The following is a 24,433-nucleotide window of genomic DNA, read 5'->3' on the forward strand; positions in this document are numbered from 1 at the left end:
GATTGGCATCCCTGGGCTGACGGGGGATCGGCAGAACGACGTATGTCGGCCACCCGCAACCTTTAGTCGCAATGTCGACGCGAGGAGTACCACAAGCGGCAGATGGCCGTAGAACGGTCCGGGGGCGTGTGATTAGGCTGCGTGCCATGGCCAGCGATGTGGACACCGCACCGCTCGTGGGCCGGACCGAGCTGGTGCAGACGGTTCGGTCGGCGCTGCTCGGTGACGTGGCACAGGGACAGACGGCCGCCGTCTTCCTGACCGGCGAGAGCGGTGTGGGCAAGACCCGGATCCTCGGCGAGGTCGGCACCCGGCTGCGCGAGACAGGCGCGCTGGTGTTGACCGGCAGTTGCCTGGACATCGGCGACGCCTCGCCACTGCACCCGCTGCTCCAGGCGCTGCGGCGCTTCGACGCCGACCTGACCGCCGCGCAGGCGCGCACCTCCTCGGCCGTGCGTGGGCTGTTGCAGGTGTTCGCCGACGAGACCGGCGGCCCGGACGGCGCGGGCACCCTGCTGGAGCGGGTCTCCCGGGGTCTGCACCTGATCGCCGAGGGACGACCGCTGGTGCTGATCCTCGACGACCTGCAGTGGGTCGACCGCAGCACCCGGCAGCTCCTGCTGTACCTGCTGGCCGGCCTGGGTGACCTGCAACTCTCGGTGTTGGCCGCGGTCCGCGCCGAGTCGTTGCAGGGCGCGCATCCGCTGCGCCGGGTGCTCACCGAGCTGCGTCGGCTCCGGACGGTCCGGGTGCTCGACCTGTCACCGCTGGACCGTGCCGGCACCGAACAGCTCGCCGCAGCCGTGGTGGGCCGGCCGCTTCCCGTCGAGGCGGCCGAGCAGGTCTGGCAGCGCAGTGGCGGCAACCCGTTCGTCATCGAGGAGCTGGCCCGCGACCTGCGCGACGGGCGGGACGGGCTGTCCGAGACGCTGCGGGAGATCTTCCTCGACCGGGTCGACGCCCTGCCGCAGCACGCGCACGCCGTGGTGCACGCCGTGGCCGCCGGTGTCGAGCCCGTGCAGCACTGGCTGCTGGCCGAGGTGCTGCGGCTTCCCGACGGCGAGCTGATCGAGGCCGCCCGGGCCGCGGTCGCGCACCGGTTGCTGGTCAGCGCCGACGACGGCTACCGGCTGCGGCACCGGCTCGTCGCCGAGGTGCTGGCGCACGAGCTGCTGCCCGCCGAACGCTCCGGGCTGCACCGCCGCTACGCCGAGGCGCTGACCGCGGCGCCGGGCGAGCTGCATCAGGCCCGGCTGGCGCATCACTGGCGGCTGGCCGGCGAGCCGGCGCGGGCGTTGCCCGCCGCGGTGGGCGCCGCGCAGGAGGCCGAGCGCCTGCACGGTTACGCCGAGGCGCACCGGCACTGGACGGCCGCGTTGCAGCTCGCCGGCGACTCCGCCGCGCCGGAGGTGGACCGGGTCGAGCTGCTCGGCAACGCGGCCGAGGCGGCCCACCACAGCGGTGAGCACGCCCGGGCGTTGGCGTTGCTGGAGGAGCTGGCCGCCGTGCGGGGCGGCGGGCCGAGCTGCGCGCTGCACATCCGCCGGGCGCGGTATCTGGCCGCCGCGGGGCGTTCCGCCCTCGCGGAGAAGGAGTACGAGCGGGCCCTCGACGCGGCGGACTGCTCCCCACGGGACCGGGCCACCGCCGCCGCTCGGCTCGCCGAGTTGTTGCTGCACCTGGGCCGGTACGCCGACGCGGGCCGGCGTGCCCGGGAGGCGCTGGCGTTGGCCGCCGAGGTGGAGGGGTCCACCACCGAGGTGGTGCTCGCCAGCTCGGCGCTCGGTTTCAGCGACGCGTACCTGGAGGACCCGGACGCCGGGCTGGCCGTCGTGCGCCAGGCCCTGGAGACCGCCGAGCGTTCCGGCCAGCCGGAGGACGTGGCCTGCGCGTACCTGCACCTGGCGGAGTTGTTGACCGGGCCGCTGAACATCCTCGAGGAGGGTGTGGTGGTGGCCCGCCGGGGTGCCGAGCGGGTGGCCGAGCTGGGCCTGGGCCGTACCTACGAGACCCGGCTGTTGGCCATCGCCACCAACGGGTTGTTCCGGGTGGGCCAGTGGGCCGAGGCGGAGAAGGTGGTGGCGGCGGCGCTGCGGCACCGACCGTCCGGAGCGGACGCCGTCGAGCTGCTGCTGGCCCGCTGCCGGCTGTCGGTGGGCTACGGCGACATCGCCGCCGCCGACCGGGACCTCGACGCGGTGGCGACCGTGCTGGCCGGCGGTGGTGCCCGCCACGTCATCCCGCTGCTCACCCTGCGCGCCGGCCTGTCGATGTGGGAGGGCCGGCACGACGTGGCGCGGCAGGCCGTGCAGCGGGGTCTCACCGAGAGCCGGTCGGACGACGTGACGATCCTGTCCGCGCTGGTCTGGCACGGGTTGCGCGCCGAGGCGGAGGCGCACGCGAGTCGCACCGTCGAGGTGGACCCGACGGCGGTACGTCGCCTGCGGGACGTGGCCGAGCGGGTCGCCCGCAAGAGCGCGTCCGCGGCCCGCCCGGTGCGGTCGGTGGTGGACGGCTTCCTGGCCCTGTGCGCCGCCGAGGTGAGCCGCCTCGATGGCAGCGACCCGGAGCTGTGGGCCGCCTCGGTCGCCGAGTGGGACCGGCGTAACCACCCGTACCCGGCGGCGTACTCGCGGCTGCGTCAGGCCGAGGCCCTGCTGGCCCGGCGCAGCCGGGTGGCCACCGCGGGCAAGCTGCTGCGGGAGGCGTACCGGGTGGCGCAGGGGCTGGGTGCGGTGCCGCTGACCTCGGAGATCCGCGAGTTGGCCGGGCGGGCCCGGGTGTCCCTTGAGGAGCGGGACAGCGCCGACGGCACGCGCGCCGCCGGGTCGGTCGAGCCCGCCGACGACGAGTTGGCGACGCTCACCGCGCGGGAGCGGGAGGTGCTCGCGCTCGTCGCCGAGGGGTTGACCAACCGGGAGATCGGGCAGCGGCTGTTCATCAGCGAGCGGACCATCGGCGTGCACGTGTCGCACATCTTCGACAAACTCCAGGTCCGTACCCGCGTGCAGGCCAGCGCGATCCACCTGCGCAACGCACGCGGCTGACCACACCACTACGTATCCCCGGCGCCGGTGTGCGCCGGGGATACGTCGTTCTACTGATCCCGGCGGCGGTTGCCGGCTGAAAGGCTGTGCCCCGTCGACGGCGTCGCGGGGGCGCAACGACCATGATGGAGGAGAGATGACCGAACCGGTCTGGGGGCCCGTGCACCGGGACATCGTCGACCTGCTCGCCGATCACCCGGCGGACGTGCCGGCGGTGGTCGACCATCTCACCAAGCTTCAGGATCTGCTGGTGCGGTTGCCTCCGTTGGAGGAGAGCTGCCCGCTCGCCGACTTCAACAAGCTCTACCTGACGATCACCAGCAGTGTGCTGGACGGCCTGTACGACGACCGGTTCGTCGACCCGGTCTTCCTCTCCCGGCTGGACGTCGAGTTCGCGGCCCGCTACTTCGACGCCCTGCGGCTCTGGACCGACTCCAGCCCGGGGACGCCGAAGGCCTGGTCGTGTCTGTTCGAGCGGATGCGCGGGCCGGACGCCCGTCCGCTGCCCTCGGCGGCGGCCGGTGTGAACGCGCACATCAACTTCGACCTGCCGTTCGCGTTGGTGACGACGTTCGACCATCTCGAGTCGGAGCCGGTCGACGGGACCGACCAGCACCACGACTACCTCGAGATCAACAACATCTTCGCCGACAAGATCCCCGGTCTGCGCCGGGGTTACCTGGAGCGGTGGCAGCTGCTCATCGACATGCTCAACGGCGACATCGACGACTGGTACCAGGGGGAACTGGTCGAGTACACCCGCGATGTCGCCTGGCGCAACGCGCAGAAGATCTGGCGGTGCCGGCACGATCCGGACGCCCGAGAGTGTGAGCGTCTGCGGCTGGACGACAACGCCGCTGCGCTCGGACGGTTGCTGCTCTCGCCCCTCGGGGCGTTCCTGCAGTAGCCGGGACGGGGGGTCCCCGCGCTCCGCCCGTGGGGGCGGCGGAGCGCGGGGGCGCAATCCGCCCCGCCCGCTCCACCTACCCGCGCGGCCCGTCGGCACCCACCGGCGGCGGCCTGGGAAGTCAGCCGGTCGGCCCGGGGGGGTGTCGACCGTCTGCCGTCGTCGGCCGGCCCGGGGGGTGCCGGCCGGCGGCGGGGGAGCGGCGGGAGCGGAACATCCACGGGTGTCGGCCGGCGTGTTCCGGGTACGCCCGCGCCATGACCGTCCTGGCCCGGCGTCGTCCCGCCGCCCGACCTCGTCCCGCGCGGCCCGGTCCGCTGCGCCCGGGGGGCCCGGTGTCGCGGCCCGCTGCCCGGCCGGGCGCCCGATGACCGACGCTCCGGTCCGGTTCCCGTTCCGGTTCGACGTGGCGTTCCGTCCGGTACTGGCGCTGCTGGGGGTCCGGCCGGCGACGGCCTGGGTCGCCGTCGACGACCGGGACCTGACGATCCGGTACGGGCCGTGGCGGCTGCGCACCGGCCGGGACAACGTGCTCGGGGTGGAGGTCGCCGGGCCGTACCGGTGGTGGCGGGTGATCGGCCCGCACCTGTCGCTGGTCGACGGCGGCGTGAGTTTCGGCAGCAGCACCGCCGCCGGGGTCTGCGTGCGCTTCGGCGTACCGGTGCCGGCCCTGGCGCCCGGCGGCTGGCCCCGGCACCCGGCGGTCACGGTCACCGTCGCCGACCCGGCGGCCCTGGCTCGGCTGCTCGCCCGACCGGACCTGCCCTGAGCCGCCCGGTTACCTGCTCGGTTCGGCCGCTCGGGCCGTGGGCTGGCACCTACGGTCGGATCAGGACCTGCGAGGGTGGGACGGGCGATGGCTGACGAGCACCGGGCGAGACCGCGACGCTGGGGCGGACGACGCCACACGCCCAGCGGGCCGGACCCGGCGCTGCGCGCGGCCCGCGACCCGGCCCGGCCGCACCCGGGCGGTCGGCAGGGCGTCGTGGTGCCGGAGCGGGTGGACAGCCCGGCCCGCGCGACGCCGCCGGCCAGCCCGCTGCGGCGGTGGCTCTTCGAGCATCAGGTGCAGCCGCCGGGCCCGGAGACGAGCGAGGGGCAGAACCGCAGGCACGCCTGGTGGCAGGTGATGTGCCTGACCGGCGTGGACTACTTCTCCACCCTGTCGTACCTGCCGGGCATCGCGGCGGTGGCCGCCGGCGCGCTGTCTCCGCTGGCGACCCTGCTGATCGTCGCGCTGACCCTGTTCGGCATGTTGCCCATGTACCGGCGGGTGGCCCGGGAGAGCCCGCACGGGCAGGGTTCGGTGGCGATGCTGGAACGCCTGCTGCCGTTCTGGCGGGGCAAGATCTTCGTGCTGGTGTTGCTCGGGTTCGTGGCCACCTCGTGGATCATCACGATCACCCTGTCCTCGGCCGACGCCACCGTGCACCTGCTGGAGAACCCGTACCTGCCGGACGCCCTGCACGGCCCGGCGGTGCCGGTGCTGGTCACCGTGGCGCTGCTGCTCGTCCTGGGTGGGGTGTTCCTGCTGGGCTTCCGGGAGGCGGTGGTGGTCGCCATCCCGTTGGTGGCCGTGTTCCTCGTGCTCAACGCGGTGATCGTGGTGGTCGCGCTGGCCCGGATCGTGGGCGACCCGGGCATCGTGTCGGACTGGACGACGGCGTTGACGGCGGACGGCGGTGGCCCGGGCGGTGTGCTGCTCACCGCCGTGTTGGCCTTTCCGCTGCTGGTGCTGGGGTTGTCCGGCTTCGAGACCGGGGTCAGCATGATGCCCCTGGTGGCGGCCGACGGTCCGGACCGGCAGGCCCGGCTCGCCGCCCGGATCCGGAACACCCGGCGGTTGCTCACCACCGCCGCGCTCATCATGTCGGTGTACCTCATCTCGACGACGTTCGTGACCACCGCGCTCGTTCCGGCCGCCGAGTTCCGGCCGGGTGGGGCGGCGAACGGGCGGGCGCTGGCCTATCTGGCGCACACCTACCTCGGTGAGGTGTTCGGCACCGTCTACGACCTGAGCAGCGTGCTCATCCTGTGGTTCGCCGGTGCCTCGGCGATGGCCGGGTTGATCAACATCGTGCCCCGCTACCTGCCCTCGTACGGCATGGCCCCGGAGTGGGCCCGCGCGGTGCGCCCGGTGGTGATCGTCTACACGGTCGTCAGCGTCGCCATCACGGTCGCCTTCCGCGCCGACGTCAACGCCCAGGCCGGCGCGTACGCCACGGGCATCCTGGCGATGATGGTCTCCGGCGCGGTGGCGGTGGCCATCTCGGCGGTCCGGAGCCGCCAGCGCGGCGGCGCCATCGGGTTCACCGTGCTGACGCTGGTCCTGGTGTACGCCCTGGTGGAGAACGTCATCGAGAAGCCGGACGGGATCACCATCTCGGCGCTGTTCATCCTCGGCATCATCGCGGTGTCGCTGGTCTCGCGGGTCACCCGGACCACCGAGTTGCGCGCCGAACGGATCGAGTTCGACGAGGCGGCCCGCCGGTTCATCACCGAGTCGCTGGCCCATGACGGGCAGTTGCACCTGATCGCGAACAAGCGCCAGGGCGGGTCGCAGAAGGAGTACACGATCAAGGAGCGGGCGCAGCGGGGCATGAACCCGGTGCCCGGCGCGTCCGACGTGCTGTTCCTGGAGATCGACGTGGTGGACCCGTCGGGGTTCAGCCAGGTGCTGCGGGTGCACGGGGTCGAGGTGGGCGGTTTCCGGGTGCTGCGGGCCAGCAGCGCGGCCGCGCCGAACGCGATCGCCGCGATCCTGCTGGCGCTGCGGGACGCGACCGGGGTACGGCCGCACGCGCACTTCGAGTGGTCCGAGGGCAGCCCGATCACGCACCTGCTGCGCTACCTGATCCTGGGGCAGGGGGACACCCCACCGGTGGTGCGGGAGATCATCCGTCGTACCGAGCCGGACCCGCTGCGCCGTCCCGGCATCCACGTCGGCGGGTGACGGCGTCTGAGCCGTCTGGCACCGAAAAAGATGAATGGCAGCACTATTCACGTTCACGCCTTCTTGTCCGTATTGCGGTCATATCGTGGCTTCTGGTGGTCGGCGGCACGTCCGGCCCCCCGCGCCCGAATGGGCCGCGGTCACGGCACGTACGCAGGAAGGTAGGAACCGGATGTCCACGTACCGACCAGGAGACGGCCCAGCTCGACCTCGACGGCGGTCCCGATGGTTCTTAGCCGGCGGGCTCCTGGCGGGGAGCCTGGTGGTGGGGGCGGCCGGGGTGGCCGGCGTCGCCGCCGCCGCCGACCGTGAGCTCTCCCTCGGGGTCCTGGGCCGGTTGACCGCCGCCGACCGCGACGACGACCGGCGCTCCGGCGACCGGTCGACGCCGGAACGCGACGGGGAGGACGCCGAGCGGACCCGGCCGACCTCGCCGGGCACCGGCAAGCGCGGCGTGGTCGAGGTGCCCTGCGACGCGGCGAAGCTGGTGGCCGCGTTGGTGTCCGCCAACGCGGAGGGCGGCGGCGAGCTGCGGCTCGCGCCCCGGTGCCGGTACACGCTGACCGAGGCGTTCCACGAGACCGACCAGTACGACGGCGGGATCCGCGACGCCCGGGAACAGGCCGACGCCGCGGAGACCCCCGGGGACGCCGACGCCCCGCCGCACGACCCGGCCGACGACACGGCCGGCCTGCCGGTGATCTACCAGCCCATCACCATCGACGGCGCCGGCGCGACCATCGCCCGCGACGCCCAGGCCGAGGCGTTCCGCTTCTTCACCGTCCGCGACGGCGGTGAGCTGACCCTGCGCGACGTCGAGCTGCACAACGGCCGCTCGGCCATCGAGGGCGGCAGCGTGCACGTCGTGCACGGCGCGACGGCCGTGGTGGAGCGGGTCACCGTCACCCAGAGCACGTCGCTGTCGCCCGAGGGCGGCGGCGGTGGGATCTTCAACGACGGCAACATGGTGGTCACCGACTCCACGTTCATCGGCAACAGCGCCTCGGGCGCCGCGGGCAAGGGCGGGGGCCTGCTCAACGGCGGCGTGCTGACGCTCAAGCGTTCGGAGTTCCACCACAACAGCGCCAACGGCTACGGCGGCGGGCTCGGCAACTACCGGGGCGCGGCCGACGTGGAGAGCACCAGCTTCGCGCAGAACAGCGCCGGACAGGGCGGCGGCCTGGCCAGCTTCTCGGCCCGGACCAAGGTGTACGACACCGAGTTGCTGAACAACACCGCGCAGGTCGGCGGCGGCGCCGCCAACTCCGACGCGGTGCTGGTGATGCGCAAGATGACCATTCGTGGCAACACCTCCACCGTCAACGGCGGCGGCATCTCGACCGTCAAGGGGCTGCTGCCCCTGGACGACAGCGTCGTGGCCGGCAACACCACGCACGGCATCGGGGCCGGCATCTACACCGAGAAGTCCAACCTGCTGGTGCGCGGCAGCGACGTGACCGGTAACGAGGCGGTCGGCGCGACGTCCAAGGGCGGCGGCATCTACGCCACCGCGGGCGCGGTGGCGCTCTACACCAGCAAGGTCACCCACAACGCGGCCACGGTGAAGCCGGGCGGCATCTTCGCCGAGCACGCCCAGGTCAAGATCGACGACGAGAGCGTGGTCGTCGAGAACGAGCCGACCAACTGCGAGGGCAGCGCCGTACCGATCGCGCACTGCTTCCGCTGAGTACCGACCTGCTCGTCCATCCTGAGCGCTCCCGCCCGCCCGGACAGCCGTCCGGGCGGGCGGGCCCGTGCCGCGTGCACCGCGGCGTGCCGCACAGGGTTCGCTCAGCCCAGCGCGCGCAGCCGCCCGGACAGGTCTGCGGCGAAGAAGTCGAGGAAGCCGTCGGGATCCGGGCCGGCGTTCTGCAGCACGATGTGGTCGAACCCGGCGTCGACGTACGACCGGACCTTCGCCACGTGCGTCTCGGGGTCGGGGCCGACGGCGAACAGCCCGCGCACGTGCTTCTCCTCGACGTGCGCGCTCGCCGCGTCGAAGTTCACCGGGTTCGGCAGTTCGCTCATCACCTTCCAGCCGGTGACCATCCAGCGGCTCTTCTGCAACACCGCGTCGACCGCCTGCTGGTCGTCGGTGGCCCAGGCCAGCGGCACCTCGGCGTAGCGGGGGCCCGAGCCACCGGCGCTCCGGTAGTGCTCGACGATCGTGGCGTCCGGATCGGTGGCGAACAGCCCGTCGCCGAGTTCGGCGGCGAGCCGGGCGGACGCCTCTCCGCTGGCCGCGACGGCGATCACGGGTGGAGTGTCCGGCAGGTCGAAGACCTGGGCGTCCTCCAGGTGCAGGTGCCGACCCTCGTACGACTGGTAGCCGCCCTGCCAGAGCAACCGGATGATCTCCAGTGCCTCGCGGAGCCGTTCGTGCCGTCCCCGGACGCTGGGGAAGCCCTGCCCCACGACGTGTTCGTTGAGCCGTTCACCGGCGCCGACGCCGAGGGTGAACCGCCCGTCGGAGATCAGCCCCATGGTCGCCGCCGCCTGCGCGATGATCGCCGGGTGGTAGCGCACCGTCGGGCAGGTGACGCCGGTGGCGAGGCGCAGCGTGGTGGTACGCGCCGCGATCGCGCCCAGCACGCTCCAGGTGAAGGACGAGTGGCCCTGCGCCTCCAGCCAGGGGTGGTAGTGGTCGCTCATCTCGACGAAGTCGAAACCGGCCTGCTCGGCCCGGACGGCCTGCCGGATGATCTCCTGTGGCCCGAAGCCCTCCGAGGCCAGCTTGTAGCCGATCTGCATTGACGCGCCCCCGATCCGTCCCCGCCCTGACGGCAGTCGGTTCCCGACCGCAGGACCGACAAACCAGCCCCAGGGGGCCCGCCGTAGTTTTCCGATCAGAAACAACGGCAAGCAGTTGATCTGTTGCTGGCCCGGTTCCGGCCCCGATGCTCGCGTCGGTGAGCGGATGGAAGGTCGAAACCGGTCACGTCTTTGTTGCCGGACGGGGTCATGCGTCGAACTTTGGTCCATCTTTAGATTTACGAGTATCGATCAATTCGATCACTGGCTGTTAGTAGCCTGCTGCGGACCGTCCGGTCGAATGTCTCTCGTGCTCAGCAATCGATGGGAGAAACAGGCGTGCAGAAGAAGAAGTTGTTCATCAGCAGCGCAGCGGCACTATCGGTCAGCGGTCTTCTGCTGGTCGTTCCTCTGAGCGGGGCGAACGCGGCTGACACCAGCCCCGCCGCGAGCAAGAAGCCGTCCGGGATGACCGCGCTGTCGCAGACGACGGGGACTCCCGTAACAGTGGCGGCGGGCGCGAACAGCATCTCCTTCGCCACCTGCCCCGCTGGCACGATCGTCACCGGAGGAGGCGGACAGACATCCGCGTTCGACATCTTCCTCACTGACTCGTTCGCGTCCGGCAACGGCTGGGCGGTACGAGGCTCCAACCGGGGCACCACGGCTCAGACCCTTACGGCCGTCGTCACCTGTCTCGGGTAGACCAGTTCGCAGATGGGCCCGTTACCCCCGCTGCCGGGGGTGACGGGCCCGCGGTCATCGCGGGCGTTGACAAGGCCCCGGGCTGGTATGCCACAGGCACCGGCCGCGGTGTGCGACCAGCAGTGTCCTAGGACGCTTTAGGGGGTGTGGGTGGGGGCACCGAGCCGGCCTCGGGTCGAGACGAAGTGGTAACTCATGACGGCGAACCCCGGGTCACGGACGAGTCGACGGAAGGCGGCGAGCTGCTGCGGCGAGAGCCCCGCCGCCAGCAGGTCCGGCTCCAGCTGGCGGCAGTTCGTCGCGTAGAGCGACGCGCCGGTCGACCCGCCGGCCCAGCTCTGCGAGTGGGTGATGGTGTCGACATCGGTCAGGCCGGCGAGGGTCATCTCGGTGTGCACGTCCTGCGCCCATCCCAGGTCGGCGCCGTGGTCCTGGAGCACACCCATCATGGTGTCCATCACCTGCGCGAACAGCTTCGCCGCCTCGTCGCTGGGCGCGGTCAGCACCCGCGGCGGGGTGGTGCAGTCGAACTCCTCCACGACCAGCCAGCCGTCGGGGGCCAGGGCGCCGGCGAGGGTACGCAGGACCCGGCGGCGCTCGGGCAGGTGCAGCAGCACCAGGCGGGCGTGGATCAGGTCGAACGCTTCGCCGGGCGGGGGATCGGCGCGTACGTCGTGCCGGCCCACGCTCAGGTTGCCGTCGGCCACCAGATGCGTGGGGTCGATGTCGGTGGCCAGGACACGGCCGTCCCCGCCGACCGCGCGGGCGATCCGCCGGGCCATCGAGCCGCCACCGGCCCCGACCTCCCAACAGCTCGACCCGAGGCGCAGGACCGGGCGGGCAAGGCGGCGCATCGTGATCGGATCCAGGAAGGACTCCAGCGCCCGCATCTGCGGTACCGCGTCCGGTGCGCCGTTGTCGAAGGTGTAGGTGCCGTCGCTGGTCGGGGTCGCCATTCGTCTTCCGCCTCTCCGAGTGGGTGACTGCGGGATGTCGGTGCGGAGCAGGGCTACGGGGTGTCGGCCCAGAGCCGTGGGGTGGCTCCGGCGCTCGGGGGCGTGCGGGTGGTGGTGATGCCGACCATCGCCTCCAGGCGGCCCGGGTCGCTGCGTGCCTCGGCGGTCGGCCGGTCGTAGACCACCCGGCCGTACTCGAGCACCGCCACCCGGTCGGCGATCTCGATCGCGTGGCGGAGTTGTTGTTCGACGAGCAGCACGGTCAACCCGTTCGCGGCGAGGTGGCCGACCAGGTCGCGGACCCGTGCGGCCAGGTCGGGCGCGAGCCCCTCACAGGGCTCGTCGAGCAGCAGCACCCGGGGTTGGCCGAGCAGCGCGCGGGCGATGGCCAGCATCTGCTGCTCGCCGCCGGAGAGTTCGGCGCCGCGGTGGCGCAGCCGGGCCGCCAGGCGGGGCAGCAGTTCGAGGATCCGGGCCACCGTCCAGCCCTCGCCGCCGGGTGTCGCGGCCCGCCACGGCGCCGCCGCCAGGACCAGGTGCTCGGCCACCGTCAACCGGGAGAAGACCCGCCGGCCCTGCGGTACGAGGCCCACACCGGACTGGGCGACGCGGTGGGGTTGCCGTCCGGCCACGTGCACGCCGCCGATCTCGACGCGCCCGCTGGAGGCGCGCACCAGTCCGGCGATGGTGTGCACGAGGGTGCTCTTTCCGGCGCCGTTGCGGCCCACCACGGCCTGGATGGTGCCCGGCGGCACCCGCAGGTCGACGTCGTGCAGCACGGTCCCTCCGGCGTAGCCGGCGCAGAGCCGCTCCACGTAGAGCATCAGGACACCCCGTCGGCGTAGGCCCGCCGCACCAGCGGCGAGGTACGGATCTCGTCCGGTGTGCCGGCGGCCACCGTCCGGCCGTCGCGCAGCACGGTCACGGTGTCGCAGAGGGCGTACACCAGGTCCAGGTGGTGCTCGACCAGCAGCACGGCGACCTGTCGGGGCAGCGCCGCCAGCAGTTCGGCGAGCCGGCCGACCTCGGCGGCGGACAGTCCGGCCGCCGGTTCGTCGAGCAGCAGCAGGCGGGGTCGGCCGGCGAGGGCCATCGCGATCTCCACCTGGCGGCGCTGCCCGTGGGCGAGCTGACCGGCGGGCACCGCCGCGAGGTCGGCGAGGCCGAGCTGGTCGAGCAGGGCGCGGGCGCGTCCCCGGGCGGCGTTCCGGGTCCCACCCGGCCGCCAGCCGCGCGGCCGGATCGTCCGGGGCAGCGCGGCGACCTCGACGTTCTCGCTGACGGTGAGGGTCGCGAAGACGGCGGGCCGCTGGTGGGTGCGGTCGATGCCGCGGCGGGCGCGGGCCGCCGGCCCGAGTCGGCTCACGTCGCTGCCGGCGAAGAGCACCGTGCCGTGCTGCGGGCGGGTTGTCGCGCCGAGCACGTCGAGCAGAGTGGTCTTGCCGGCCCCGTTGGGGCCGATGAGGGCGTGCCGCTGGCCGTCGTGCACGCACAGGTCCACGTCGGTGAGGGCGGCGAGCGATCCGTACCGCACGGTGATCTTCTCGGCGCTGAGCAGGCAGGTCATACCCGAAGCTCCGGTGCGCGGGTGGCCGGCGGGGCCGGGTGGTCGCTTGCCGGGACCGGTTGCCGCGACCCCTCGCGCGGGTGGCGGACCCGCCGGAGGCCGGTGGGCAACAGGTAGACCGTCGCCACGAACAGCGCGCCCAGCACCAGCGGCGCGTGCCCGGGCAGCACTCCGAACAACCAGTCGCGGACGGCGATGACGAGGACCGCGCCCACCAGCGCGCCGCCGACCGACGCGGTGCCGCCGATGACGACGCCGAGCAGCAGCAGCGCGGACGTGTCGAAGCCGAAGTCGGCGGGGGAGACGTACTCCTGGGCGACGACGAGCAGGGAACCGGCCGCGCCGGCGATCGCCCCGGCGGCGACGTGTGCGCCGGACAGGTGGAGCGGCACCCGGTGGCCGCTGGCCCGCAGCCGCGCCTCGTCGTCGCGGCCGGCGCGCAGCACCAGCCCGAACCGGGTCCGCATCAGCAGCAGGACCGCGCCGACCAGCGCCGCCACGACGACGAGGGTGTAGACGTACCGGGCCCGGTCGGAGGCCAGCACCGGCAGGCCCCACAGCGGACGGACCGGGGTGATCCCGGCCAGGCCGTCGGTGCCGCCGGTCACCGACCGCCAGCGCCCCAGGACGGTCACCACGAGTTCGCCGATCGCCAGGGTGATCATCAGGACGATGACGCCCCGGGCCGGCACGACCAGCGGCAGCGTCACGGCGGCGAGGGTCGCGCCGGCCAGCGCCGCCACCGCGAGCTGCACCACACCCACGTCGGAGACCTGGCTGCCGAGCACCGCGCTGGCGTACGCGCCGGCGGCGTACGGCGCGGTCTGCCCCAGGGTGGGCATGCCGGCGACACCGGTGAGCAGCGCCACGCTCACCCCGACCAGGCCCAGAGCGAGGGTCCGGGCGAGGATCGCCGCGGTGTAGTCGTCGACCACGAAGGGGGCCACGACGAGGCCGGTGAGGACGAGCGCCGCGACGGCGGCGCGGACCCGGCGGAGCAACTGGTCCCTCACGTCGCCGCCCACCGCAGGGCCAGGCCCTGCGCCCGGACGGCGAGCACGGCGGCCATGGCGGCGAACAGCAGGAACGGGGCGGCGGACGGCAGCAGCGCCACGCCCAGGGTCTGGATCTCACCGACCGCGAGGGCCGCGAGCAGGGTGCCCGTCATGGATCCGAGGCCGCCGAGGACGACGACGACAAGCGACAGCAGCAGCACCGTGTCGGCGGTGTCCGCGCCGGGGCCGATGATGGGCGCACCGAGGACCCCGGCCGCGCCGGCCAGCGCGCCGCCGGCGGCGAGCACCCCGACGCGGATCCGCGTCGGGCTCACGCCCAGGCAGGCGACCATCTCCGGGTCGTCCACGGCCGCCCGGACCAGCATCCCGGCCCGGGTCCGCCGCACGACCAGGTAGAGACCGGCGGCCAGCGCCGCCGCCACCCCGATGAAGACCAGCCGGTACGCGGCGTAGCGGTGCCCGGCGACCGCCACCGACCCGTCGAGGGTGGCCGGCACCCGTACCTGCGGATCGTCCGGGCCGAAACCGGCGACGAGGAGGCTGCCGCCGGCCAGCGCCACCCCGAAGGTCAGCAGCGCCTGGGTGAGGTGGTTGCCGGTGTCGACCGGCGTGAGCAGCCCGGCGAGCACCACCCCGGCCGTCGCGGCGGCCAGCACACCGACCCCGAGGGCCAGCGCCAGACTCGCCCAGCCGCCGTCGAGCACCGCTGCGGCGGTGTAGCCGCCGATCGCGTAGAGCATGCCGTGTGCCAGGTTGAGGATGTTGGCGACGCCGAAGCAGAAGACCAGGCCCGCCGCGGCGACGAAGACGAGCAGCCCGTAGGCGACCCCGTCCAGCGCCGGGATGAGGTACGGGTCGATCCGGTCCGGGCCGGCCGCCACCGTGTTCACCGGCCGACGGTCGCGAGGTCACCCACGACGGTGTTGGACAGCGCCCGGCCGTCCTGGCGGACCTGCCGCAGGTACCACTTCTGCACGGGCGAGTGCGTGACCGTGGAGAACTGCCACGCGCCGCGCGGGCTGGCGATCTGCCCGAGCTTGCCGATCTGCGCGTTGATGGCCTCCGGTGTCGGGTCGCTCCCGGCGGCCCCGATGGCGCGGTCGAGCACCGCCGCCGCGTCGTACGACGCCAGGGCGTACGTGGTCGGCGACCCGTCGTGCTTGGCCTTCCACGCCGCGACGAAGTTGCGGTTCTCGGCGTTGTCCAGGTCCGGGGAGTAGTTGAGCACGGAGTAGATGTCCCGGGCCGCCTCGCCCTGGGCGTTGAGCACGCCGCCCTCGGTGAGGAATCCGGCCGCGTACAGCGGGATGTCCTTGATCTCGGACTGCGCGTACTGCTTGACGAAGTCGACGGCGGCGCTGCCGGCGTAGAAGGTGTAGACCGCCTGCGCGCCGGACGCCTTGATCCGGGCGAAGTACGGCGTGAAGTTGGTGGTGGCCGGGAACGGGGTGAAGGTGGTCTTGCCGTCCGGGTTGGCGAGCGTCCCGCCGGCCTTGGCGAACGCCTCGGTGAAGCCGCGCAGCTCGTCCCAGCCGCCCTGGTAGTCGGGGCCGATGGCGTACACCGAGCCCTTGACGTTGTCCTTGACGTGCTGGGCGATCGCGGCGCCCGGCTCGTCGGAGAGGTACGAGGTGTGCCACACCCGGGTGACGTCCTTGATCTCCGGCCGGCCGTTGGAGCCGACCAGCGGGACCTTGGTCTCCTGCAGCAGCGGGTAGACGCCGGCGACCGAGCCGCCGCCGACGATGCCGGTGAGCGCGGCGACGCGGTCCTGCTTGAGGAGCTTGGTCGCCGCGGGCACGGCGGTCGCGGCGCCGTTGCCCTCGTCGGCGACGACGAGGTCGACCTGTCGGCCGCCGAGCTTGCCGTCGTGGGTGTCCAGGTACAGCTCGAAGCCGTCGCGGATCTCCTTGCCGACGGACTGGTACGTCCCGGACAGCGACGCGAGGAGGCCGATCTTGATGGATCCGCCGCCGGTGGCGTCCGGTTCGTCGTCGGCGCAGGCCGTGCTGACGGCCAGCACGAGGGCGAGCAGCGTCGCGCTGACGGCACGGCTGCGCGCAGGGGTGGTGAGGGACATGTCGTCTCCAGGGGAAGAGGAGGGGGTCGGTCGGTGGGGTCAGCGGCTGCGGGCGAGCGCCGCTCGGGCCGCGGGGGTCAGCGCGTCGCCGATCCGGTTCGCCAGCTCGGTCATCTCGTAGGAGACCTTGCCCACGTCGCACTCGGGCGCGGCGAGCACGAGCAGCGACGCCCCGTCGTTGAAGGCCATCGAGAACATGAAGCCGCCCTCGAGCTGGGTGACGTTGGAGATCACCGCCCCGGCGTCGAAGAAGGCCGCCGCGCCCCGCAGGAGGCTGACCAGGCCGCTGCCGGTCGCGGCGAGCTGGTCGGCCCGGTCCGGCGGCAGGTCGCGGGTGGCGGCCACCATCAGGCCGTCACTGGAGATGGCGATCGCATGGCTGACCTCGGTCGCGCGCTCGGCGAAGCTGTCCAGCAGCCAGCCGAGGTCCTGGTGGTCGGTCACGTGCTCTCCCTGTCGGTCACGAGTTGCCGAGGTTGATCGGGGTACGCCGCCGGGCCGCCACTCCGCGCGCGTACGCGGCCATCGCGGTGGCGACCTGGGCCGGGTCGCGGTACTCGGAGCGTTGCTGCGGAGCGGGCGGGGTGACGCCGCCGGGCACCAGGTGCCGCTGCGGTTGCCGTTTGGGCAGGCCGGTGGTCGTGGTCGTGGCCACCTCGGGTGTCTGTGCCTGGGCGGCGGTCCGCCAGGCGTCGTCGGCGGGGCTGGACCACTGGCGGCCGTTCGGGGCGTCCGCGACGTCGGTGTGGAACCAGTGGTTGACCTGTTCGAAGATGAGCAGCTCCTCGGTCGGCGCGTCGCCGGCGTCCACGCGGGACGTCGGGCGGAACACGGGTGCCGCCGGCAGCGGCCGGGGCGCGGGGGCGTGCCCGGCGGTCGGCTCCGCGCCGGTCCGGTACGGGGGCGGTGCGGTGGACGTGCGGGCGGCCCGCCGGGACAGCCGGCCCGGCGCGAGCAGGTACTCCTCCGGCGGCAGCGATCGGATCATCGCCGCGGGCAGCGTCGCCTCGGCGAGGGTGCCGCGTCGGGGGCCGCGGCGCAGTTGGACGCTCGCGCCGAGGCGGGCGGCGAGCTGGCCCACGACGACCAGGCCCATGGCCCGGACGGCGGCGACGTCGATGGCGGGTGGCCGGGCCAGCAGCTCGTTGAGTTGCTGCAACCGCTGCGGGGGCAGGCCCACGCCCTCGTCGCTGATCTGGACGATGACCCGGTCGCCGAGGCTGCGGCCGCTCACCCAGGTCTCGCTGCCCGGCGGTGAGTACGCCGTCGCGTTGTCCATGAGTTCGGCGAGCAGGTGCACGACCTCGTCCACGGACTTGGCGGCCACCGCGACGTCGCCGTCGACCATGCCGAGCCGGATCCGCGCGTAGTGCTCGATCTGGGACTGGGCGGCCTGGAGCACCTGTTGCAGCGGGACGTCGTGTTGGCGTACCCGGCCGACGCCGACGCCGCCCAGCACGAGGAGGCTGGCGTTGATCCGGCCCATCCGGGTGGCCAGGTTGTCCAGGGCGTAGAGCTGGTGCAGGCGGTCGGGGTCGGTCTCGTCCCGTTCGACCCGGTCGACCTGGGCGAGGACGGCGTCGACGAGCCGCTGTTCGCGTCGGCTCAGGTGGATGAAGATGTCGGCGGTGTTGGCACGCATCACGGCCTGCTCGGCGGCGGTCCGCACGGCGGCCTGGTGCACGGCGCTGAACGCCTGGCCGAGTTCGCCGATCTCGTCGTCGCTGGATGGTTCGAGGGCGGCCGTGGACTGTTGACGGGCCAGCTCGTCGGGGTCGACGCTGGCGCTGTCGGGGCGTTGCAGCCGGGCCACCACGGCGGGGAGCTGTTCGAACGCGACGGCGTTGGCCGCGTCGCGCAGCCGCCGCAGCCGGCGGGTGATCTGCCGGGCCACCGCCCAGGTGACCAGGGCGGTCAACACCAGCGCCAGCAGCACGCCGACCGCCTCGGCCACGGCCCGGCGGCGCTGGTCGACGTACGCGGCGCGCACGTCGTCGAGCACCGCCACGTCGACGCGCCCGCGCAGGTCGGCCAGGCGGGCGGCACGCTGCTGCGTCGTGGTGACCCAGTCGGCGGTCGCCAGGCGCAGCGGCGCGCCCGGCTGGGCACGGTTCACCTCGTCCTGCATCCGTTGCAGGGCGATCGCCTCCTTGCCGGTGCCGGCCTGCTCCCACCAGAGGCCCCACTCGGCCGGGGCGAGCGCCAGGAACGACAGGCTCGACTCGGTGTAGCTGGTACGGGCGGCGGTGATGTCCTGCTGGGTGGCGGGGGTCAGCTCACCGGCCGCCACGGCCCGCAGGACGGCGACCTGCTGCTGGCCGATCGCCTCGGCGGTCTTGGACAGCGCGGCCGAGGCGCGGATGCCGTCGGCGAGCTGTGCGTTGACCACGCCGTGCGAGACGTTCTCCCGGAAGGTGATCAGGTCGGCGATCGCGATGCGGTAGCTGAACGTCATCGCGGACACCGAGGCGTGTTCCGCCGTACGGACCTGGGTGCGCAGCGGGGCCAGGCCGTCCAGCGCGGCGTCGACGCGGCGCAGAAGCGCGGCGTTGGCGTCGGTGGGCACCCGGTCGCGTTGGCGGCGGTAGCGCGCGACGGAGGCGTCGGTGGCGGCCATCTCCACGCCGAAGGCGTCCTGCTGCTCGGCGGCGGCGGTGGTGAGCAGGTCGGCGGCCGCGACCCGTTCGCGTTGCAGCCGGTACGCCAGGTCACCGGCCTCGGCGCCGAGGCGCGCCAGCACCTCCAGGTCGCTGGCGCGGGTCGTCTGGCGGGCGCTCTCGGTCAGCGCGAGACCGGCGAAGCCGATGACGGCGACCAGCGGCGCCGCCACGATGAGCCGCATCCGGCCGGCGATCTTCCAGCCGCGCTGGCGGGTCGGGTAGGGTCGGGCCGCGTGGGACCTCGTGCTCGACGCCAAGATTGACTCCCACGACTCGTCGATGACGGTCTATCCGCACCTTGCCGAATGCAAGTCCCATTCCGCCGGAACCCGCGCTCGGAGGCCAGACCTCGCGGTGGTACAAACTGGCCGTACCAGCATCTGTACCCAGAGTCAGCGACCGGTGGCGCGGCGTCCGTCGTCGCGCCGGGAGGCGTTCAGCGCTGGTCGTCGAGGTGTCCGGAGCCGTGTCGCGGCCCGGCGTCGTCCGCCTCGGGTTGGCTGCTGAGCACCTGGCCGATCAGCTCGCGTAGCTCGTCGATGGCGTCCACCACCGCGCCCGGGTCGCGCGCGTCGCGCCGGCCGCGCGGACGCGGCACCGGTGGGTCGAGGTGCGCCGAGTCCGATCGTGGGCCCCGCCGCCCGTCGGCCGCCAACTGTTCGGCCGCGACCTGTGGCCACAGGGACGCCAGGCGACCACCGGTGTCGAGCACGTCGTCACAGCGGACCGCGAACTCGTGGCTGCCGAAGCGGCGGCCCGATTCCACCGCCGCGACCGTTTCCCGGCTGAACCGCACCAGGTCCGCCAGGGCCCGTTGGGTGAGGCCCCGCCGGACCCGGCAGGCGCGCAGCTCCCACCGGAACTGTTGACTGGCCGCGGCGTGCGCGGCGCTCGGCGGGGGCGTGTGCTCCATGCGCTCACCTTCGGGGCACCCGCGAATCAACGGCGGGCATCAGATCGAGATTGACCGATGGGCTGGACATTCACAGGGGGCAATTCTCAACCCTTGGCACGATGGGTGTGAAGACGTGCGCGGCGATGAATTGTCGCGCAATCCGCGAGAGATCCACCTGCCCGACTCGTCCTCGGGTGTCGGCAGCGTCGCACCGATAGGACCCGGAGGGAGTCGGCCGGGTACCGGCTCTGCGCCGCCGTGGTCCGACTCGTCAGGCGACCGGTGCCTCGGCCGGGGTTGCTTCCGGAACGTCGGCGGGTGTGCGGATGTCGATTGTCGCGAGCAGCGCGTGGTGCGCCCGGAACGAAACATTCGGGCTGAACGAGCGGTGCTGCTCGGGGGACAGGCGAAGGCCGGGAATGGTCGCGGCGAGACGGGTGAGAGCGACGTCGGCCTCCAATCGCGCCAATGCCGCGCCGATACAGAAATGCGGCCCGTGACCGAACGACAGGTGATCGCCCGCGTCGGCGCGGTGCGGATCGAACCGGTCCGGACGGGCGAACACCGACGGGTCCCGGTTGGCCGCCCCGATCATCAGCAGGCAGCGTGCCCCCGCCGGGATGGTGACCTCGCCCAGGGTGACGTCCCGGCGGGTCACCCGCAGCCAGCCGTCGATGGCGGGTGCGAACCGCAGGGTCTCGGTCACGAAGCCGGGTACGGATCGCGGATCGTCGACGAGCGCCCGCCACCGGTGCGGGCTGGACAGGGCCGCGTCGAGCGCGTGGGCGAGCAGTCCGGCGGTGGTCTCGTGCCCGGCCACCAGCAGATTGAAGGCGAGGCTCGCCACCTCCGGCACGGTCAGCACGTCGTCGTCATCGTCGCGGTAGGTCAGCGCGCGGCTGACGAAGTCGTCGCCGTCGGCCCCGCCGTCGAGCCGCCGCCGCACCAGGTCCTGGCAGTAGCGCCAGAACTCCAGCAGGCCCCGGGCCAGGCGTACCTGCTCGTCCGGGTCCGGTTGCCCCCAGACGAGCGCGACCTGGCCGTCCGCCCACCGCCGGATCTCCTCGACGTCGGCGTCGGGAACCCCGAGGATGTCCAGGATGACCAGCAGCGGAAGCTCGGTGGTGAAGTCGCGGACGAGATCCACCTGCCGGCCCTGCCGGGCGGCGAGCCGGGACACCAGCTCGTCGACACGGCGGCGGACGATCCGGCCGTACTCGGCCTCGGCCCGCTCCGCCGTGTTGGCGAAGGTCGCCCGCAGGGCGCGGCGGGTGCGCGGGTGCACCGGTGGGTCGGCGGCGGCGGTCGTCGGTGGCGCGTCGATCTGCGTGACGACGCTCATCGCCTGCGGGCAGACCTGGTAGACCGGGGCGAGGGTGAGGGCGTTGCCGAACGTCGTGGCGTCGGCGAGGGCGCGCCGCACGTCCGCGTGCCGACTGATCAACCACAGCCCCAGATCCTCGGCGTAGAGCACCCGGCGGGGATCGTCGAGAATGCGTCGCCAGGTGGCGGCCGGATCGCTGAGATAGGCTCCTGAGTACGGATTCAACTGCATCGAATGCCTCCTGACACGCCGCGCTACATCAGCGGCGCTCGCATTCCGTCCGTCGCGCAAGGCGGGCCGACAATGGTGGGCATCCGCCGCCTGCTCCTCACGGTCCGCCGCTCCGATGCGCAAGTCAAGATTGGTGCCTATCTATTTATTGGCACGGTGAATTGTGGAATGCAGAACCGTATCGGCCCTGGCCGCCTGCATCTTGCAGCCGGGTGCTTGCCCGTCCGTCGTTTCCGCGCAAGCGGCGCCCGCCGTCCACCGGAAAGCGCGGATCCCGCCCACCCTGTCCGGGAACGATCGCGCGGGCCGCGGGGTGACGCCCCCGCGCCCGCCGTCGGCCGGGGTACGGCCGGCGGCGGGCGCGGATGCGCGGATCAGGAGTACGGGAGGCGGAGCACCGACTGGTTGCCGATGCCCAGGGTGGTCGGGTTGTTGCCGATGGCCGACCAGACCTCCACCCGGACCGTGCCGTTGCTCAATGTGCCCAACGTCCCGGTGGCCGAGGCCAGGCCGGCGTTCTGGGTGTAGTGCTCGTAGCCGGGGACCGGGTCGGTGGCGAAGTAGCGCCAGGTCTCCGTCCGGTCCCAACTGCCGTTGCCGGTCAGGTCGTAGGAGACCCGCACCTGCACGCCGTTGCCGACGGCTGTGCCGGCGTCCAGGAACAGGTCGAACGCGGTCTGCGCCCCGGAGTAGGCGAGGTTCAGGCCGGTCGCCGTGAAGACCTGGGCATTCGTCGGCGTACCGTCGTGGTTGCCGTTGGCGGCCGCGACCGTGGTGGTGGTCGAGTTACCGGCGTTGCCCAGCCCGCCACCGGCGAGCAGGTACCGGGTCGGCGAGCCCGAGCCCGGCGGCGTGGTGGGCGGCGCGGTCGTGGGCGGCGCCGTCGTCGGTGGCGCGGTGGTGGGCGGCGCGGTGGTGGGCGGCGCGCTGGTCGGCGGTACGCCGCCCGAGGCGTTGCCGCCGCTCCAGGTGTACGCCCCGGTGGTGGCCGTCTTTCCGGCCCCCACCGTGAGCCGGGTGCCGTTGGAGAACGTGACGGTGATCGGGTTCGCGGTCGGGTTCGACGCCACGTAGGTGCGCGCGCCGTTGCGAGAGAACACCGCGCTCAGCGGGTGGTTGGCACTGACCGTCGTGTCGACGGTGCCCAGCGCCGCGAGGTTGCGGATCCAGTGGAAGGTGTGTGCCCGGCTCTCGCCCTCCTCCGGCGTGTAGCCCGGGTTGGCGCGCAGGTTGGCCAGGGCCGCGTCGGGGTCGCCGAGCGCCTGGAACTGCCACAGGATGTCCTGCCACACCGTCGGCGGCCCGCCGTTGTTGCGCACCAACTCGGCGTAGTTGGTGCGCACGTACGCCGGGTTGGCGCCGAGGTAGAGGTGACCGCCGGTGACCGGCAGCAGGTTGATGCCCTGGATCATCTCGGGGTCGGCGCTGAACCAGGTGGCGTACGCCCCACCGTCGCCCCAGACCATGCCGACCGTGGAGTGCCCGAAGGCGGCGGGGAAGTTCTGGTCGCTGACGTCGAACCAGTACTCCTGGATCGCGGCGGCCTGCGTGGTGTAGAGGAAGATGCCGGCGTCCCGGACGGCGGTGTCACCGGTGACCTGACCCCACTGGATCAGGGCGTTGGCGAAGTTCATCCCCTCCGAGGAGGACTCCTGGTTGTTGCCGGAGCCGAACGAGCCGTGCCCGGACGCCCAGTCGTGCCCCGCGTAGATGTCGAAGTCACGCAGGTACGGGAAGCGGGTGTCGTCACGGCGGTAGTTGTTGGCGTCGCGGATCAGCAGGTCCACCATGCCGCCGTACCGGCTGCTGGCGGCCCACGAGGGGTCGAACTTGGCCAGGGTCGCGGCGGCGGCGATGAAGTAGCCGTAGTGGAAGTGGTGGTCGTTGAGTTCCTGGTCGGAGCCGTACGACGCCGGGTAGCCGATCAGGGTGCCCCAGTTGGCGTCGTAGTAGAACAGCTTGCTGGTCTTGCCGCTGGAGGCGGTGAACCAGTCGGTGAGCGTGGTGCGGATCGCGGTCAGCGCGCTGTCGCGGGTGGCGGTGTCGTTGACCAGGTCGGCGATCTCGGCGATCCGGGCGGCCCGGCCGAGCCCCTTGCCGGTCCAGTACGTGTCGGTGCCGCGCTGGTCCATCGGGTTGCCCCGGGCGGCGGCCAGGTGACCGGTCAGCGTGGACAGGTCCGACCCGCTGCCGTCGCCGACGGCCGGCAACTCCGGCAGGACGCCCTGGAACGTCATGGCGGTACGGAACTGGCTGATCCCGGTGAGGACCTTCATCCGACCCCGCGCCGACGGGTAGGTCGGCGTGATCGGGGTCGATCCGGACAGCGACTTCCACTGGTGCGGGTACAGGCTGACCACGGTCTGCGTGGCGCTGCCCTCGCGGGCGGTGGTGGTGAAGGCGTACGTCGTGCTCAGACCGTTGGTCGCCGGGTCGTACGAGTAGGAGACCCGGGTGCCGGTGACGTGGGCGTGCGCGTACCGGCCGTAGCTGGTGGCCAGGTCGGCGCGTTCGCCGGCGCTGCCCGTCGGGGGCAGCAGGGCCACCGAGAAGTAGCCGCGACCGGCCAGGGTGGAGGAGATGCGCCCACCGCTGACGGTCCAGCTCGCGCCGCTCGGGGCGTACGCCGCGTAGTCGTGGCCGTTGACCCGGAAGCCGATGGTGGTCCCACTGTTGGACCACACCTCGGGGCTGCCGGACGTGCCGATCACCGCGTCGCCGCCGCTGGCCTGGAAGTAGGCGAACGGCAGGCCGTGGCCGATGGTGGCGCGCAGGGTGCGGGCCCCGTCGCTCCAGTACGGGCTGACCGTCCAGTCCGACCAGCCGTCCACCTTGACCTGGGACGCGGCGAGCCCGGCCACGCCGACGCGGATGTCCTGCACGTACGGGTAGTGGTACTCCCCGACGCCGGTCGCGGTGCCGCTGATGGCGGGCGTGGAGTTGGCCGAGAAGCCGAGACCGTCGGTGAACGTGTCGTACGAGGTGGGGTGGGCGTGCAGCGGCTCGCTGAAGGCGCAGTCGGTGCGCTTCCACAGCAGCGAGGACCACCAGTCGTTGGTGGGCACCGCGCCCGAGGGCGCGTTGGCGGTGGCGAACTGCCGGGGGTTGCTGGACATCTGCCCGCAGCCGGTGGGGAGCGCGCCGACCGGGGTGGTGGTGTAGCTGCCGGCGCCGACTCCGGCGGCTTCGGCGGCGCGGGTGACGGGGATCGTGAGGCCACCGACGACCAGGGCCAGGACGGTGGCGGCGGCCAGCGTCCATCGGCGGTGGGGGACGGGAGGTTTCATGGTGCCTCCATCGCGCGTCCGGGCGCGGACGGTGCCGCCCCGACGCCTTGCGTC

General features: G+C 72.9%; 18 protein-coding genes. 6 read left to right on the forward strand and 12 right to left on the reverse strand.

Annotated elements, in window-relative coordinates; all coding sequences use genetic code 11:
* Positions 1-146: 146 nt before the first annotated feature.
* From AC3EN4_RS11090 to AC3EN4_RS11110, 5 genes are all read left to right on the forward strand, one after another.
* On the forward strand, positions 147-3,047 hold the full coding sequence (locus tag AC3EN4_RS11090; protein ID WP_435205846.1) for a helix-turn-helix transcriptional regulator: 2,901 nt from the start codon (positions 147-149) through the stop codon (positions 3,045-3,047).
* A gap of 136 nt (positions 3,048-3,183) precedes the next feature.
* Positions 3,184-3,954, forward strand: a complete 771-nt coding sequence (locus AC3EN4_RS11095) for a DUF5995 family protein (RefSeq protein ID WP_422740413.1) — start codon at positions 3,184-3,186, stop codon at positions 3,952-3,954.
* Positions 3,955-4,321: 367 nt separating this feature from the next.
* Positions 4,322-4,723, forward strand: coding sequence for a hypothetical protein (locus AC3EN4_RS11100; protein ID WP_435205848.1), 402 nt, complete (start codon positions 4,322-4,324; stop codon positions 4,721-4,723).
* Positions 4,724-4,810: 87 nt separating this feature from the next.
* The gene (locus tag AC3EN4_RS11105; RefSeq protein ID WP_435205849.1) at positions 4,811-6,907 is read left to right on the forward strand and encodes an APC family permease; all 2,097 of its coding nucleotides are present in this window, start codon (positions 4,811-4,813) and stop codon (positions 6,905-6,907) included.
* A 172-nt stretch (positions 6,908-7,079) separates the two neighbouring features.
* The gene (locus AC3EN4_RS11110; protein ID WP_435205850.1) at positions 7,080-8,594 is read left to right on the forward strand and encodes a right-handed parallel beta-helix repeat-containing protein; all 1,515 of its coding nucleotides are present in this window, start codon (positions 7,080-7,082) and stop codon (positions 8,592-8,594) included.
* A gap of 104 nt (positions 8,595-8,698) precedes the next feature.
* Here the strand turns inward: AC3EN4_RS11110 and AC3EN4_RS11115 are convergent, their stop codons facing one another.
* On the reverse strand, positions 8,699-9,658 hold the full coding sequence (locus tag AC3EN4_RS11115) for a TIGR03557 family F420-dependent LLM class oxidoreductase (protein WP_435205851.1): 960 nt from the start codon (positions 9,656-9,658) through the stop codon (positions 8,699-8,701).
* 339 nt (positions 9,659-9,997) lie between these two features.
* On the opposite strand from AC3EN4_RS11115, the gene AC3EN4_RS11120 reads away from it, so the two are divergent.
* On the forward strand, positions 9,998-10,363 hold the full coding sequence (locus AC3EN4_RS11120) for a hypothetical protein (protein ID WP_435205852.1): 366 nt from the start codon (positions 9,998-10,000) through the stop codon (positions 10,361-10,363).
* 137 nt (positions 10,364-10,500) lie between these two features.
* Here AC3EN4_RS11120 and AC3EN4_RS11125 read toward each other — a convergent pair whose 3' ends face one another.
* The 11 genes from AC3EN4_RS11125 to AC3EN4_RS11175 form a co-directional block, all read right to left on the reverse strand.
* Positions 10,501-11,319: a class I SAM-dependent methyltransferase gene (locus tag AC3EN4_RS11125; protein WP_435205853.1), complete on the reverse strand. Its 819-nt coding sequence runs from the start codon at positions 11,317-11,319 to the stop codon at positions 10,501-10,503.
* A gap of 53 nt (positions 11,320-11,372) precedes the next feature.
* Positions 11,373-12,143: an ABC transporter ATP-binding protein gene (locus AC3EN4_RS11130; RefSeq protein ID WP_435205854.1), complete on the reverse strand. Its 771-nt coding sequence runs from the start codon at positions 12,141-12,143 to the stop codon at positions 11,373-11,375.
* Positions 12,143-12,886, reverse strand: coding sequence for an ABC transporter ATP-binding protein (locus AC3EN4_RS11135; RefSeq protein WP_435205855.1), 744 nt, complete (start codon positions 12,884-12,886; stop codon positions 12,143-12,145). Before AC3EN4_RS11135 ends, AC3EN4_RS11130 begins: the two co-directional genes overlap by 1 nt.
* Positions 12,883-13,899 (reverse strand): branched-chain amino acid ABC transporter permease, encoded by a 1,017-nt coding sequence (locus AC3EN4_RS11140; protein ID WP_435205856.1) that lies wholly within the window; start codon positions 13,897-13,899, stop codon positions 12,883-12,885. Before AC3EN4_RS11140 ends, AC3EN4_RS11135 begins: the two co-directional genes overlap by 4 nt.
* Positions 13,896-14,792, reverse strand: coding sequence for a branched-chain amino acid ABC transporter permease (locus AC3EN4_RS11145; RefSeq protein WP_435205857.1), 897 nt, complete (start codon positions 14,790-14,792; stop codon positions 13,896-13,898). Before AC3EN4_RS11145 ends, AC3EN4_RS11140 begins: the two co-directional genes overlap by 4 nt.
* Positions 14,789-15,982: an ABC transporter substrate-binding protein gene (locus AC3EN4_RS11150; protein WP_435205858.1), complete on the reverse strand. Its 1,194-nt coding sequence runs from the start codon at positions 15,980-15,982 to the stop codon at positions 14,789-14,791. The genes AC3EN4_RS11145 and AC3EN4_RS11150 overlap by 4 nt, the downstream gene beginning before the upstream one ends.
* 39 nt (positions 15,983-16,021) lie before the next feature.
* A complete protein-coding gene (locus AC3EN4_RS11155; protein ID WP_007460021.1) occupies positions 16,022-16,426 on the reverse strand; it encodes a roadblock/LC7 domain-containing protein in 405 nt (134 codons plus the stop codon).
* Positions 16,427-16,442: 16 nt separating this feature from the next.
* A complete protein-coding gene (locus AC3EN4_RS11160) occupies positions 16,443-18,899 on the reverse strand; it encodes a sensor histidine kinase (RefSeq protein WP_435205859.1) in 2,457 nt (818 codons plus the stop codon).
* A 179-nt stretch (positions 18,900-19,078) separates the two neighbouring features.
* A complete protein-coding gene (locus AC3EN4_RS11165) occupies positions 19,079-19,555 on the reverse strand; it encodes a helix-turn-helix transcriptional regulator (RefSeq protein ID WP_435205860.1) in 477 nt (158 codons plus the stop codon).
* Positions 19,556-19,808: 253 nt separating this feature from the next.
* Positions 19,809-21,092 (reverse strand): cytochrome P450, encoded by a 1,284-nt coding sequence (locus tag AC3EN4_RS11170; protein ID WP_435205861.1) that lies wholly within the window; start codon positions 21,090-21,092, stop codon positions 19,809-19,811.
* 374 nt (positions 21,093-21,466) lie between these two features.
* The gene (locus tag AC3EN4_RS11175; protein ID WP_435205862.1) at positions 21,467-24,379 is read right to left on the reverse strand and encodes a glycosyl hydrolase; all 2,913 of its coding nucleotides are present in this window, start codon (positions 24,377-24,379) and stop codon (positions 21,467-21,469) included.
* Positions 24,380-24,433 lie beyond the last annotated feature (54 nt).

This window comes from Micromonospora sp. bgisy143 (genome assembly GCF_057708145.1).